The organism is Deltaproteobacteria bacterium (genome assembly GCA_005879535.1).
Classification (GTDB): Bacteria; Myxococcota; Myxococcia; order Myxococcales; family 40CM-4-68-19; genus 40CM-4-68-19.
This window is the reverse complement of the sequence record VBKI01000086.1, coordinates 18,814-31,783: the sequence shown is the minus strand read 5'-3', so window position 1 is coordinate 31,783 and position 12,970 is coordinate 18,814. Positions and strand designations below refer to the sequence as shown.

Genomic DNA, 12,970 nt, shown 5'->3' with positions numbered 1-12,970 from the left:
AGCGGCGGACACGTTCTTCGTCGCCAGCGCCGCGCGTACGGCGGAGCCGAATGGCGGCGTCGATATCTCGCACCGCGGCGGACCCCCCGGATTCGTCCGCGTCGAGGGAAGCACGCTCACCATCCCGGATTACCGCGGCAACCGGTACTTCAACACGCTGGGCAACTTCGTCTCCAATCCACGGGCGGCGCTTCTCTTCGTCGATTTCGCCACCGGCGACCTGCTTCACCTCCAGGGCACCGTCGAGATTGTCTGGGACGGTCCCGAAGTGCGCACCTTCCTCGCCGCCCAGCGCCTCTGGCGCGTGCATGTGGAGCGGACCCTCCGCCGCCGCGGCGCGCTGCCCCTGCGGTGGACTTTTCACGCCGTACGGTGAGAATCCTGCGGCGTGAAGGACAGCAGGATCGGAAATCCCGGTCTGGCATCGCGCCTGCGCCAGGTGATCCGCGGCGACGTCCTCTTCGGCGCCTTCGATCGCGGGCGCTACTCGACAGACGCATCCATCTACCAGATCGAGCCCATCGGCGTTGCGCTGCCCAAGGACATCGAAGATATCGAGGCGGCCATCGCCCTGGCCCGCGAGGAGGGATTTCCCGTCATCGCCAGAGGTGGCGGCAGCTCGCAGAACGGGCAGACGCTGGGCGAGGCGGTGGTACTCGACACCAGCCGCTACATGAACCAGGTGCTGGAGATCGACAAAACAGCCGGCACTGCGCTCGTGCAGCCCGGAATCGTTCTCGACGAGCTGAATCGGCAGCTCAAGGGAAGCGGCTGGTACTTTCCCGTCGACGTCTCCACGTCCGCGAACGCCACCATCGGCGGGATGACCGGGAACAACTCCGCCGGCACCCGATCGATCAAGTACGGGATCATGGTCCACAACGTGCTCGAGGTGGAGGCGGTGCTCGCGGACGGAGCGCGCATCGTCTTCGGCGAGCTCCCCGACGATCTGGCAACGCGGCCCGGACGGCTCGCGGAACTGGCCCGCGCAATGCGCGCTCTCTACGCCAACAACGCCGAGGAGATTGCGCTTCGCATCCCCAAGCTGCTGCGCAAGGTCGGCGGCTACAACCTCGACACGCTGGGCGAGCCGCGGCAGAACCTGGCGAAGCTGTTGGTCGGCTCGGAAGGGACACTCGGCTTCTTCACCCGCATCAAGCTGAAGCTGCACCCGGTTCCGAAGCACAAGGTCGGCGCCATCTGCCACTTCCAGCGCTTCTACGACTCGATGGACATGACCCGGTTCATCGTGGAGCTCGGCCCGTCGGCGGTCGAGTTGGTCGATCGCACGATGCTCGACCTCGCGCGGCAGATTCCAACCTTCCGCGCGACCATCGAGCGCCTCGTCAGAGGCGCGCCGGACGCGCTGCTCCTGGTCGAGTTCGCCGGGGACGAAGAAACCCCGCTGCTGCAGTCGCTGGGACGGCTCGAGCAGCTCCTCGCCGATCACGGTTACAGCGGCTCAGTGGTCCGGACCCTCGACGCGAAATCCCAGGCCGACATGACAGCCGTCCGCAAAGCCGGACTGAACATCATGATGTCGATGAAGGGCGACGGGAAGCCGGTTTCCTTCATCGAGGACTGCGCCGTCCCGCTCGGCGATCTCGCCGAGTTCACCGACCGGCTCACGAAGCTGTTCCGCAAGCACGGCACACAGGGTACCTGGTACGCGCACGCCTCCGTCGGGTGCCTGCACGTGCGACCCATCCTCAACATGAAGGACGAGTCCGGCGCGCGGAAGATGCGCTCCATCGCCGAGGAGGCGTTCTCCATCGTCAAGGAGTACAAGGGCTCGCATTCCGGCGAGCACGGCGACGGGCTGAGCCGCTCCGAATTCCACGGAATGATGTTCGGCGACCGGATGGTCCGCGCATTCGAGGCGGTGAAAGACGCCTTCGATCCGAGGGGCCTGCTCAATCCCGGCAAGATCGTGCGCGCACCGAAGATGGATGACCGCACGCTGTTCCGGTACAAGCCCGGCTACCACGGGCTCGAGGTCCAGACGGCGCTCGACTGGTCCGAATCCGGCGGTTTTCTCGCCGCGACGGAGATGTGCAACAACAACGGGAACTGCCGCAAGTTCGAGGCGGTGATGTGCCCGAGCTACCAGGCGACGCTCGAGGAGAAGGACGTCACCCGCGGGCGCGCCAACAGCCTGCGCCTCGCCTTGAGCGGACAGCTCGGACCAGACGCGCTGGTGTCCGACGCGATGAAGGACACGCTCGACCTCTGCGTCGCCTGCAAGGCGTGCCGCCGCGAGTGCCCCGTCGGTGTGGACGTCGCGCGGATGAAGATCGAGTTCCTGCACCACTGGCACGCGCGCCACGGAATCTCGGCGAAATCCCGACTGACCGCGTATCTCCCCCGCTATGCTCCGGCGGCGAGCCGCTTCGCTCCGCTGATCAACCTACGCAACTCCTCGCCGGCGCTCGCCAAGGTCGCCGAGAAGCTCACAGGCATGAGCGCGAAGAGGAAACTGCCGGCGTGGCGCCGCGACATCTATCGGCCGGGGCCGACGAAGCAGGCGGGCAAGGACGTTGTCCTCTTCGTCGACTGTTTTTCCCGCTACTTCGAGCCCGAGAACGCGCGCGCGGCGCGTCGGGTCCTTGAAGCCGCCGGCTATAGCGTCGTCGAGGATGCCTCCTCGCGCCCGCTGTGCTGCGGGCGCACGTTTCTCAGCGCGGGCCTGGTGGACGAGGCCCGCGTGGAGCTGACGCGCCTCGTGTACGCGCTCGGCGCCGAAGCGGAACGCGGCGTTCCCATCGTCGGAATCGAACCGTCCTGCCTGTTGACATTGCGCGACGAGCTCGGGGCCGTGGTGAAGAAGGGGCCCATCCAGGCCATCGCGAAGCAATCGCTGCTGTTCGAGGAATTCCTCGCCCGCGAGTCGCGGCGCGGAGAGCTGAAGCTGGCCTTGCGCGCGAACGGTCCGCGCAAGGCGTACCTCCACGGCCATTGTCATCAGAAAGCGCTCGGAACGATGCCCGACGTCCTCGCAGCGCTGCAGCTCCTGCCCGGGCTATCGGTCGAGGTGATCGAATCGAGCTGCTGTGGAATGGCCGGCGCCTTCGGGTACGAGGCGGAGCACTACGACGTCTCGATGCGGATGGCGGAGCGCAGCTTGCTGCCGGCGGTGCGCAGCGCACCGGGCGACGCCTGGGTCCTGGCCGACGGGACCAGCTGCCGCCATCAGATCGCGGACGGCGCCCAGAGGGACGCCGTGCACGTGGCACGGATCTTCGAGGCGATGCTGCCGTCCTGATCTACTGGTCCTGCTTCTTCTCCGCCTTCTGCGCTTCCTTCGCTTCCTTCTTGTTCTTGTGGTGCTGGTAGAGCGCGCCTCCGGCCGCTCCCACCGCCGCCCCCTTCTTGCCGCCGACCACCGCTCCGCCCACGCCGCCGACGATCGCGCCCTTCGCCTTGCTGTGCTTCTTCGGCTTCTGCTGCGCCGCCTGATCCTGCTTGGCTTCCGGCTTGTCCTCGGCGGCGCCAGCAACCGACGTCATCAGAAACGCGGCACCCGCCGCCGCCGCGATCCGCCTGATCCTCTTCGAAAGACGCCCCATGCGCGCACCTCTCCGTGCCTCAAGCGTGTTCATCGCCGGAGCGCTGCGCAATCCCGCGCTGCTGCAAAGCCCGCTCGCGGATGGCGCTGAGGGTCGTCGTCGGGGTGATCACTTCTTCCGACAGCCGGAGCTCCAGCAGCGCAGGAACGTTCGCGGCGAGCGCGCGCTCGAACGCCGGCGCGAACTGCTCCGTGGTCTCCACGGTCTCTCCGAACGCGCCGAAGGCGCGAGCGTACGCAGCGAAGTCGGGGTTCTGCAGATGAGTCCCATGAACGCGCCCCGGATATTTGCGCTCCTGGTGCATGCGGATGGTGCCGTACGATCCGTTGTTGACGACGATGAGGATGATGGGCAGCCGGTACTGCACGGCAGTGGCGAGCTCCTGGCCGGTCATCAGGAAGTCTCCGTCGCCCGAGAAGGCGATCACGGTGCGCTCGGGATACACGGACTTCGCCGCCACGGCGGCGGGCACGCCATACCCCATCGCGCCGCTGGTGGGCCCGAGCTGCGAACGGAAACGGCGATAGCAATGGAAGCGGTGGACCCACGAAGAGAAGTTGCCGGCGCCGTTCGCGACGATGGCATCCTCGGGCAGGCGTTCGCGGACATGGTGCACCACCTCCGCCATCTGCAGCGGTCCCTGGACATGTACGGGCGCGTTCCAGCTCACGTACTCCGCTCGCGCGGAAGCCGTCTCCGCCGTCCAGCCGGGTTTCGCACCGGGCTGCAGGTCGGCGAGCGACGCTGCGAGCTCCGGCATCCCGCTGTTGATCGCCAGATCCGCGGCATAGACGCTTCCCAACTCGTCGGCGCCCGCGTGCGCGTGCACCAGCGTCTGCCGTGGCGAGGGGACCTCGAGGAGCGTGTAGCCGCTCGTGGTCATCTCCCCGAGCCTGGGGCCAATGCCGAGCACCAGATCCGCGTCCTGGATCCGGCGAGCGAGCTTCGGGTTGACGCCGATTCCGACGTCGCCGGCATAGAGCGGATGATCGTTGTCGAACAGGTCCTGGTACCGGAACGCGCAAGTCACCGGGAGCTGCCAGCCTTCGGCGAACCGGCGGAAGTTCTCGCAGGCCTCGCCGGTCCAGCCAGTCCCACCCAGGATGGCGATCGGCCTGTGCGCGCGCTCCAGCAGCGCTCGCAGCCGGCCGATCTGCTCTGGCGCTGGCGCCGCGGCCGTGCGCCGGGCGCGCGGCGCTGCCGGCGCCTCCGCCTGCTGCGTGAGCATGTCCTCGGGAAGAGCGAGGACCACAGGTCCCGGGCGTCCGGAGATTGCAGTGTGGAACGCGCGGCTCACGTATTCGGGAACGCGGCGCGGCTCGTCGATCTGCGCGACCCATTTCGCCATCTGCCCGAACATGCGCCGATAGTCGATCTCCTGGAACGCCTCCCGATCCATGAACGTCCGCGGCACCTGTCCCACGAGCAGGATGAGCGGCGTCGAGTCCTGCGACGCGGTGTGGATGCCGATCGACGCGTTGCAGGCGCCCGGTCCACGCGTGACCAGCGCCAGGCCCGGGCGCCCCGTCAGCTTGCCGTACGCGTCGGCCATGTTCGACGCGCCGCTCTCGTGGCGGCAGACGACCAGCTTCACCTCCTCGCGCACGTCGTAGAGCGCGTCGAGCACCGCCAGATGACTCTCGCCCGGCACGCAGAAGACATGGTCGGCACCCTGGGCGAGAAGGCTCTGCACCAGGATCTGCCCGCCGCTGCCCGACACCTTCGCTGGCCGTCCCATGAAGCCCTCCGGTTACTTCCACGCCCTCGCTTCCGCCGCCACCGCTGCCGCGTCGAATCGATTCACCTCGTCGATCAGCTCGTTGCTGACCACGTCCGTCTCCGGTACCTTCTGCTGGATCACCTTCCAGCGAAGAAGGAAGTCCTCGTACGCGTCGAAGTCCTTGATCGAGCTTTCGCCCCAGCGCTTCACCCCGCCCGCCTCGAGCTTCCAGTGCTCGGCGCGCGCGAGCAACGTCTTCACGTCGTCGCGGAGGGCCTGCTCGTCGGTCTTCCCCGACGGCTTCGTCTGCGGATAGACGTCGTAGAGGATCTTCACCGCCGCCTGGGGGTTCGCCATCGCGAAGACGGTACCCATCGCGTACCCCTGGGTGAGCGCCACCGCCCGGGCACGATCCTTTTTCACCGTCTCTTCGAGCGCGAAGAAGCCGTTCGAAGGAAAGCGGGCGACGGGTCCGGAATCGAGCAGGCGCACCGGCTGACCCGCGCTCTCGACCAGCGCGTACTGCGTGTCGTAGAGCGAAAGCGCCTGCACCTGGCCGCCGCGGATCAGCGCCGCCGCCTGCGCCGCCTCGCCCACCACCACGATCTGCGCGTCGTTGTCGGGATCGAGGCCATTCATCGCCAGGATGCCGCGCGCGACGGGGACGCCGGCCGATCCCATCGAGGCGACGCCGATCTTCTTTCCCTTCAAGTCCTTGACCGAGCGGATCGCGCTCTCCTTCGGAACGGCGATCCCGTAGATGTTCCCCTGGTACGCCGTGTAGAAGATCTTCGCCTTCACACCCTGCTGTCGCGCGGCGGGAATCGGCTCGATCGAAGGCAGCGACCAAGGCAGATCGCCGGTCGCCACGAGCTTCACGCAATCCGTCGAGCCAGGCACGGGCACGAGCTGCACCTTCAGTCCCGCCTTCCCGTACCAGCCTCTCTTCATCGCGATGGCAAACGGGGCCGCCGCGGACGTGATCGTGCGCGCGCAGAATCCGACCTTGACGACCGTTTCCCCGGCGTGCGCGGAGAATGCGGTACCGAGGAGGATCGCCGCCGTGAACGTCGTTTTCATAGCCCGCCTTTCAGCGACGCCGCCGACGCCGCTTTCTGGGACGGATCCCAGAACAGCACGCGCCGCCGGATGGCCGCCAGCACGGCGTTGAGCGCGAGTCCCATCGCCGCGAGGATGAACAGCACCGCGAACTCGCCCGCCACGTCCATGCTGAAGTTGCGGCTCTGGATCAGCATGCCCAGCCCCGCTTCCGCGCCGACGAACTCGGCGACGATGGCTCCCACCAGCGAGAAGACGATCGCCACCTCCAGCCCGGCCATGATGAACGAGAGCGCGGAAGGCAGCCGGAGCATCCAGAAGATCTGCAGCTGCGTCGCTCCCAGCGAGCGCATCAGATCGACGCGGTCCTCGTCGGCCGAGCGCAGCCCGACGACAGTATTTACCAGCAAAGGGAAGAAGGCGATCAGCGCCGCGCTCACCACCTTCGACGTCAGCCCGAGACCGAACCAGACGACCACCAGCGGCGCGAGCGCCACCTTGGGCATGGACTGGAACATGACGATGTACGGATACAGGAAATACTCGGTGAGCGGGCTGGCGGCGAGGGCCATCCCCAACACGAAGGCGACGGTGGATCCGAGGGCGAATCCGAGCAGCGTCTCGGCGAGCGTGACGAAGAAGTGCTGCAGGTAGATGCCGCTGGCGGCCCCGCGGACGAGCGCGGCGCCGATGGCCGACGGCGGCGGAAGGATGAACGCCGGAACCTTCAAGATCCGCACGGCCGCCTCCCAGAGGGCGAGGGAGGCGACGAACAGCAGCGCGCGGAGCGCGGATTTCCGTACTGAGGTCATGCCTCGATGGCCGTCCTGGCGTTGAAGTGCGCCCGGATGCGCCGGACGACCGCGCCGAATTCGGGGGCGCCGATGACTTCGGGGCCGCGAGGCCGCGGCAGGTCGACGTCGACGTTGTCCAGCAGACGGCCGGGACGCGGCGTCATCACCAGGATGCGATCGGCGAGAAAAACGGCTTCGGCGATGGAGTGGGTGACGAAGAGCACCGTCTTGCGCCGCTCCAGCCAGATGCGCTGCAGCTCCAGGTTCATCGTCTCGCGCGTCATGGCGTCGAGGGCGCCGAACGGCTCGTCCATCAGCAGCAGCGCCGGGTTGTGGATCAAGCTGCGCGTGATGGCGACCCGCTGCTGCATGCCGCCGGACAGCTCCCAGGGATACCGCTGCTCGAAGCCCGAAAGACCGACCAGCGCCAGCAGGTCGAGCGCGGTCTGTCGCGTCTTCTCGCGGCCGAGCCGCTGCACGTCCGCCGGCAAGAGCACGTTGTCCAGCACCGTCCGCCAGGGAAACAGCACCGGCGACTGGAAGACGAACCCGACGTCGCGCCGTGGTCCTGTGACGGCAACGCTGCGCAGGCGGACCTCACCCGCTGTCGCGGGAAGCAGGCCGGCGAGGATCTTGAGCAGGGTCGACTTCCCGCATCCCGACGGGCCGACGATGGCCACGAACTCTCCCTCGGCCACACCGAAGTCGATGTCCAGCAGCGCGAGCACGGGACCGCGCGACGTTCCGTACTCCTTGCGCAGGTGCTGGACCGCGATCATGGGCTGTCCCATCGGGGCGCTCGAGGATGGCGCACGTTCATACCGCCAGGAAGCGATGGAGCGCGGGATCGTTACCTTGCAGCTCCGCACGCGAGGCGGCGTGCACCAGGCGGCCGCGCTCCATCACCAGCGCGCGGTCGGCCACCGCCCGGGCGAACATGAGGTTTTGATCCGCGAGCAGCACCGTGACACCTTCGCCGCGGATCTGCGCCAGCGCGTCGGAGAGGATGCGCACGATCAGCGGGCTCAGGCCTTCCGACGGCTCGTCGAGAAGGAGCAGCGCAGGGTCGGTGGTGAGCGCGCGGGCGATGGCCAGCATCTTCTGCTCACCGCCGGAGAGATGGCGTCCCTTGCGGTTCCAGAGCGTGGCCAGCGGTGGAAAGATCGCCTCGATGCGCTCGCGCGTCCAGCGCGTCTTCCCGCGGCGCAGCGCGAGCACCGGCACCCTGAGGTTTTCCGCCGCGGTGAGGTCCGCGAAGATGCGGCGGTCGTCCGGCACGTAGCTGACCCCCAAGGCCGCAAGCCGTTCCGGCGGGTCTCCGGCGACGGACTTCGCTTCGAGCCGGACGATGCTTCCACGCCAGGGGACGTTCAGACCGGCGAGGCTGCGCAGCGTGGTGGTCTTTCCCACTCCGTTGCGCCCGAGGAGCGCGACGATCTCGCCGCGCGCGACCGTGAAGCTGACGTCGTGCAGGACGTGCGCAAGTCCGTAGCCGGCGTCGAGGTGCTCGACCTGGAGCAGAGGCGCGCCCTGCCCCGCCGGAGCAGCTTGAACGGGAGCGATGTTCGCCTCGCCGAGATAGATCTCGCGCACGTGGGGGTCGTCGCGGATCTGCTGTGGCGTGCCGTCCGCGAGCACCCTTCCCTGATGCAGCACGACGATGCGGGTGGCGAGTCCGAAGACCACCTCCATGTCGTGCTCGACGAGGAGGATGGTGAGCGACTTCTGCATCGCGAGCGCCCGGATTTGCGCGAGCACGCGATCGCGCTCTCCGGTGCCCATCCCGGCGGTCGGTTCGTCCAGCAGCAGAAGGCGGGGCTCGGAGGCGAGCGCGAGGGCAATCTCCAGCAGCCGCCGATCCCCGTGCGAGAGCAAGCCCGCTGGATCGCCGCGGCGGGCGGTGAGCCCGACGGTATCGAGCAGCCGCTGGATGGTCGATTGCAGGCCGGAGACCGCGTCCAGCCTGTGGCGCGGGTCGAGCGAGCGCCCTGCCCGCGCGAGCACCGGGACCGACACGTTCTCCTCCACCGAAAGCAGGGGAAAGACGTTGGTGATCTGGAACGTCCGGGCCATTCCGCCGCGGACGCGCGCGCTCGCCGGCAACCTGGTCACGTCCTTTCCCGCGAAGACGATGTTGCCGTGGCTCGGCGTCAGCTTTCCGGTGAGGAGGTTGATGAAGGTGGTCTTGCCGGCGCCATTGGGACCGATGACGGCCGTGATTCCGCCTTCCGGAAGGGCGAGGTCGACGCCAGCTACGGCGGTGAAGTCATCGAACGACTTCTTCAGTCCGCGCACCTCCAGCAGCGCCGTCATGGGCGCTGCCTCCGCAGAAGCCAGGCCGTCAGCGCGCCCATCAACCCACCGCGAAAGGTCAGGACGGTGGCGAGGAGCACCAGGCCGAAGACGAGCAGCCAGTACTCCGTGAAACGGACGATGATCTCCTTCAGGCCGAGGTAGACGACCGCGCCGACGATGGGCCCGAGAAACGAAAGGGGTCCGCCGATGAGCGTGGCCATTACCGGCTCAGCCGATTTGGTCCAGTGCGCCGTCGAGGGCGAGACCGTCTGCTCCAGCGGCGCCAGCAGCGCTCCGGACAGGCCGGCGAAGAACCCGGCGGTGACGAAGGCGATGTAGATGGTGCGCCGCACGGGGACGCCGCTGAACTCCGCCCGCTCGGCGTTCTCGCGGATGGCGCGCAGCGAAAGTCCGAGTGGCGACGACGACAGCCGGTGCAGAACGCCGATGGAGAGCAGCACGAGTATGGCGGCGAACAGGTAGTAGCGAACCGGCGCATCCAGGCTCACGTCGAGCGGGCCGGGGAGGCCGATGCGTCCGCGCGGGACGCCGATCAGGCCGTCATCGCCGCCGGTCACGTCGGTCCATTTCCAGACCACCGCGTAGACCAGCATGCCGAAGGCGAGCGTCAGCATGGAGAAATAGATTCGCGTGTGCCGGACGCAGAACGCGCCCAGCACCGCAGCCAGCGCGGCGGCGCCCAGCGCGCCGAGCAGGATGGACCACAGCAGCGGCACGCCCGCCTTCAGCAGCAAGGCCGCCGCGTACGCACCGCCGGAGTAAAAGGCTCCCTGGCCGAACGAGAGCAGACCGGTCGTGCCGAAGAGCAGGTTGAAGGAGAGCGCCAGGAGAGCGAGCAGCAGCATGTTGAGCGCGAGGTAGCGCAGGAACGGTCCGGCCAGCACGGGCAAGAGCAGGACGACGGCGGCGAGGGCCACTCCGGCGATGACGCGGTCGCGCATTCAGCTCTCGCGTGCCCCGAACAGCCCCCACGGCCGGACGATGAGCACCGCGGCCATCGCCAGGTATCCCAGCGCCAGCTCGAACACCGGCATGAAAAGCAGGCCGTACGCGTGCAGGAGGCCGATGAGGAGCGCGCCGACGAACGCCCCGCGCAACGAACCGAGTCCCCCCAGCACCACCACCACGAACGCCTCGATGATGATGAACTCGCCCATCCCGGGAGAGATGGCGCGCACAGGCATGGAGAGCGCGCCCCCCAGGCCGGCCAGCGCGGCGCCGAGGATGAACACCCAGGTGAAGAGCCTCGAGGAGCGGACACCCAGCGCGCGGGCCATCTCACGGTCGGCGGCGGTGGCGCGGATCACGAGGCCGAAGCTGGTCTTCTCCAGGAAGAACCAGAGCCCGAGGCCGACCAGCGCACCGACGCAAAGGATGAAGAGGTGGTAGGTGGGAAGGATCGAGCGGCCGAGGACGAATGCGCCGGACAGCGCCGCGGGAGTGGGCGGCGACTGGTAGACCGGCCCGAAGACCAGCTTCACCGCGTCGTCGAACATGAGCACGAACGCGAACGTGAGCAGCAGCTGGAAGGCTTCCGGCGCCGAGTAGACGCGGCGGAGAAAGCCGAACTCCATCGCCCACCCGACCCCGGCGACGACCGCCGGGCCGATCAACAGGGCCAGCCAGAAGCTGCCGGTGACGCGCACGACGACCCAGGCGAAGTACGCGCCCAGCATGTACAGGCTGCCGTGCGCGAAATTCAGGACCCGCATGACGCCGAAGATCAGCGAGAGGCCCGCCGCGACGAGCCACAGGTACATCGCCTCGCTCAGGCCGACGAGGCCCTGGAAGAGCACTTACCCCTCGACCGGCGCGAACGGCGGCTTTCGGTAGTACTCGTCGGTGGTGAAGACCTTGAGGTTGGTCAAGATGGGCATGGGGAATTTCGGGTCGTGCTTGATCTGTCCCCAAGGCACCGCGTACACGGCCTGGTGATCCTCCTTGCGGATGACGCACTTGCCGGCGGGGCGATCCAGCTCGAGCCCTTCGAGCGCTTCGATGACCTTCTCCGTCTCGATCGACTTCGCCTTCTCGACGGCCTTCTTCAGCGCGTGGATCGCCGTGTACGACGTCTCCGACGGATAGCTCGGGTACGAGTTCCAGCGCTTGCGGAACGCCTCGACGAACTTCTTGTTCTCCGGACTGTCCGGGTACCCGAAGTAGTAGCGGCCGGACGCCCATGTCCCGTCGGGGTAGTCCGCGCCGAGACCCTGCAGCACGTCCATCGCCGAACCCATCCCGATCATGAACGCCTTCGTGTTCTCGAAGACCTTGAACAGCTTGGCCTGCTTCACCATGGTGACAGCCTCGCCGCCCCATTCGGTGGAGAAGATGCCCTCGGGATTGAGGCCCATCACCTTGCTGATGTGGCTGGAGAAGTCGACGGTGCCGAACTTGGCGAAGCTCTCGCCGACGAATTCGACGTCCGGCTTGAAGCGCTTCAGGTAGGCGCGGAACATCTTCCAGGAAGTGTGGCCGTACTCGTAGTCGGGAGAGATGGTGGCCCAGCGCTTCACCGGCAGGTCCTTGGCCACCAGCGCGGAGGCGATGCCGTCCTGGTAGACGGGGACGCAGACGCGGAAGCACTGGCGGATGTGGCGCTTGAAGACCAGGTCCTCGTTGTACTTCTCCGTCGCGCCGTGCGTGACGATGAGGACCTTGTTCAGCGACGGCATGATCTCGCCCACCGCCATCGCGACCCCGCTCGAGTCGATTCCGACGAGAAAGTCCGCGCCCCAGTCCTCGACGAAGTAGCGGGCGTTCTTCACGCCCACGTCGACCTTGAGCTCCTCGTCGCGGAAGTTCAGCTCGATGGGGCTGCCCCCGATCCCGCCCTGCCCGTTGACCTCCTCCATGGCGAGCGTGGCGCCTTTGCGCATGAACTCGCCATATCCGCCCAGCGGCCCGGAAAGGATGCACTGGCAGCCGATCTTGATCGGCTTCTTGAGCTTGAGGTCCGGGCTGGCGGCAAAGCCCGTGCGCGGCAGCGCGAGGCCGGCAGCAGCGAGCGCGGTGGACTGAAGGAAACGGCGTCGAGTGGTTCCGCGTCGAGGTGCCATGGAAGACCTCCGACAGCGAGAGGGGCTGCGATGATCGTTCCGGCGAGTCCGGAATGTCAAAGCGCCGTGCAGGCGGGCGCGCGCTTGAAGCCAGTGATTCAACCGGTTGAACTCGCCCCGGGGCGAGTTGACAAATGAACTTTCAAGCTTGTCCCGGGACAAGTTGGCTACAGTATTTCGGAGCGATGGAATTCCAGGTCGAGGCTGCGCAGCTGATCAACGAAGGCGGCGTCCACTGCGTGCCGGTGGTCTTCGCACGCCCCCTGCAGGGGGGACGTCCGGTCGAGCTCGGTCCGCGCGCGTACCTGAACGACATGCCCGTGCTGCGGCTCGACAGCGCGCTGGCGGCGGAACGCGGACCGGGCGTCGTTGCGTTCGTGCTCGAGGACGCCATGGACGCGCGCTGGTTTCAGCCCGGCGACATCGTCCGCCTGGAGTCCCGCTAGCCGCTGCCGC

General features: G+C 67.5%; 11 protein-coding genes and 1 pseudogene. 4 read left to right on the top strand and 8 right to left on the bottom strand.

Annotated elements, in window-relative coordinates; genetic code table 11:
• The 3 genes and pseudogenes from E6J58_20365 to E6J58_20355 form a co-directional block, all read left to right on the top strand.
• Window positions 1-376: hypothetical protein (locus E6J58_20365; protein TMB33649.1), on the top strand; the 376-nt coding region annotated here is incomplete at its 5' end.
• A gap of 12 nt (window positions 377-388) precedes the next feature.
• On the top strand, window positions 389-3,262 hold the full coding sequence (locus tag E6J58_20360) for an FAD-binding protein (protein ID TMB33648.1): 2,874 nt from the start codon (window positions 389-391) through the stop codon (window positions 3,260-3,262).
• Window positions 3,263-3,333: 71 nt separating this feature from the next.
• A pseudogene (locus E6J58_20355) lies at window positions 3,334-3,414 on the top strand (class F sortase).
• Between the two features lie 171 nt (window positions 3,415-3,585).
• On the opposite strand, the gene E6J58_20350 reads toward E6J58_20355, so the two are convergent.
• From E6J58_20350 to E6J58_20315, 8 genes are read right to left on the bottom strand one after another with little or no spacing between them, the layout of a single operon-like run.
• Window positions 3,586-5,304, bottom strand: coding sequence for a thiamine pyrophosphate-binding protein (locus E6J58_20350; protein TMB33647.1), 1,719 nt, complete (start codon window positions 5,302-5,304; stop codon window positions 3,586-3,588).
• Between the two features lie 12 nt (window positions 5,305-5,316).
• Complete coding sequence (locus E6J58_20345; GenBank protein ID TMB33646.1) at window positions 5,317-6,366, bottom strand: ABC transporter substrate-binding protein; 1,050 nt, start codon at window positions 6,364-6,366, stop codon at window positions 5,317-5,319.
• On the bottom strand, window positions 6,363-7,157 hold the full coding sequence (locus E6J58_20340; protein TMB33645.1) for an ABC transporter permease: 795 nt from the start codon (window positions 7,155-7,157) through the stop codon (window positions 6,363-6,365). The genes E6J58_20345 and E6J58_20340 overlap by 4 nt, the downstream gene beginning before the upstream one ends.
• On the bottom strand, window positions 7,154-7,930 hold the full coding sequence (locus tag E6J58_20335) for an ABC transporter ATP-binding protein (GenBank protein TMB33644.1): 777 nt from the start codon (window positions 7,928-7,930) through the stop codon (window positions 7,154-7,156). The genes E6J58_20340 and E6J58_20335 overlap by 4 nt, the downstream gene beginning before the upstream one ends.
• A 25-nt stretch (window positions 7,931-7,955) precedes the next feature.
• Window positions 7,956-9,452, bottom strand: a complete 1,497-nt coding sequence (locus tag E6J58_20330) for an ATP-binding cassette domain-containing protein (GenBank protein TMB33643.1) — start codon at window positions 9,450-9,452, stop codon at window positions 7,956-7,958.
• Complete coding sequence (locus E6J58_20325; protein TMB33642.1) at window positions 9,449-10,396, bottom strand: branched-chain amino acid ABC transporter permease; 948 nt, start codon at window positions 10,394-10,396, stop codon at window positions 9,449-9,451. The genes E6J58_20330 and E6J58_20325 overlap by 4 nt, the downstream gene beginning before the upstream one ends.
• Complete coding sequence (locus E6J58_20320) at window positions 10,397-11,215, bottom strand: branched-chain amino acid ABC transporter permease (GenBank protein ID TMB33652.1); 819 nt, start codon at window positions 11,213-11,215, stop codon at window positions 10,397-10,399. It lies immediately after the preceding gene.
• 36 nt (window positions 11,216-11,251) lie between these two features.
• Window positions 11,252-12,514: a hypothetical protein gene (locus E6J58_20315; protein ID TMB33641.1), complete on the bottom strand. Its 1,263-nt coding sequence runs from the start codon at window positions 12,512-12,514 to the stop codon at window positions 11,252-11,254.
• Window positions 12,515-12,699: 185 nt separating this feature from the next.
• Here E6J58_20315 and E6J58_20310 point away from each other — a divergent pair, with 185 nt between their 5' ends.
• Window positions 12,700-12,960: a hypothetical protein gene (locus E6J58_20310; protein ID TMB33640.1), complete on the top strand. Its 261-nt coding sequence runs from the start codon at window positions 12,700-12,702 to the stop codon at window positions 12,958-12,960.
• The last annotated feature ends 10 nt before the right edge of the window (window positions 12,961-12,970 follow it).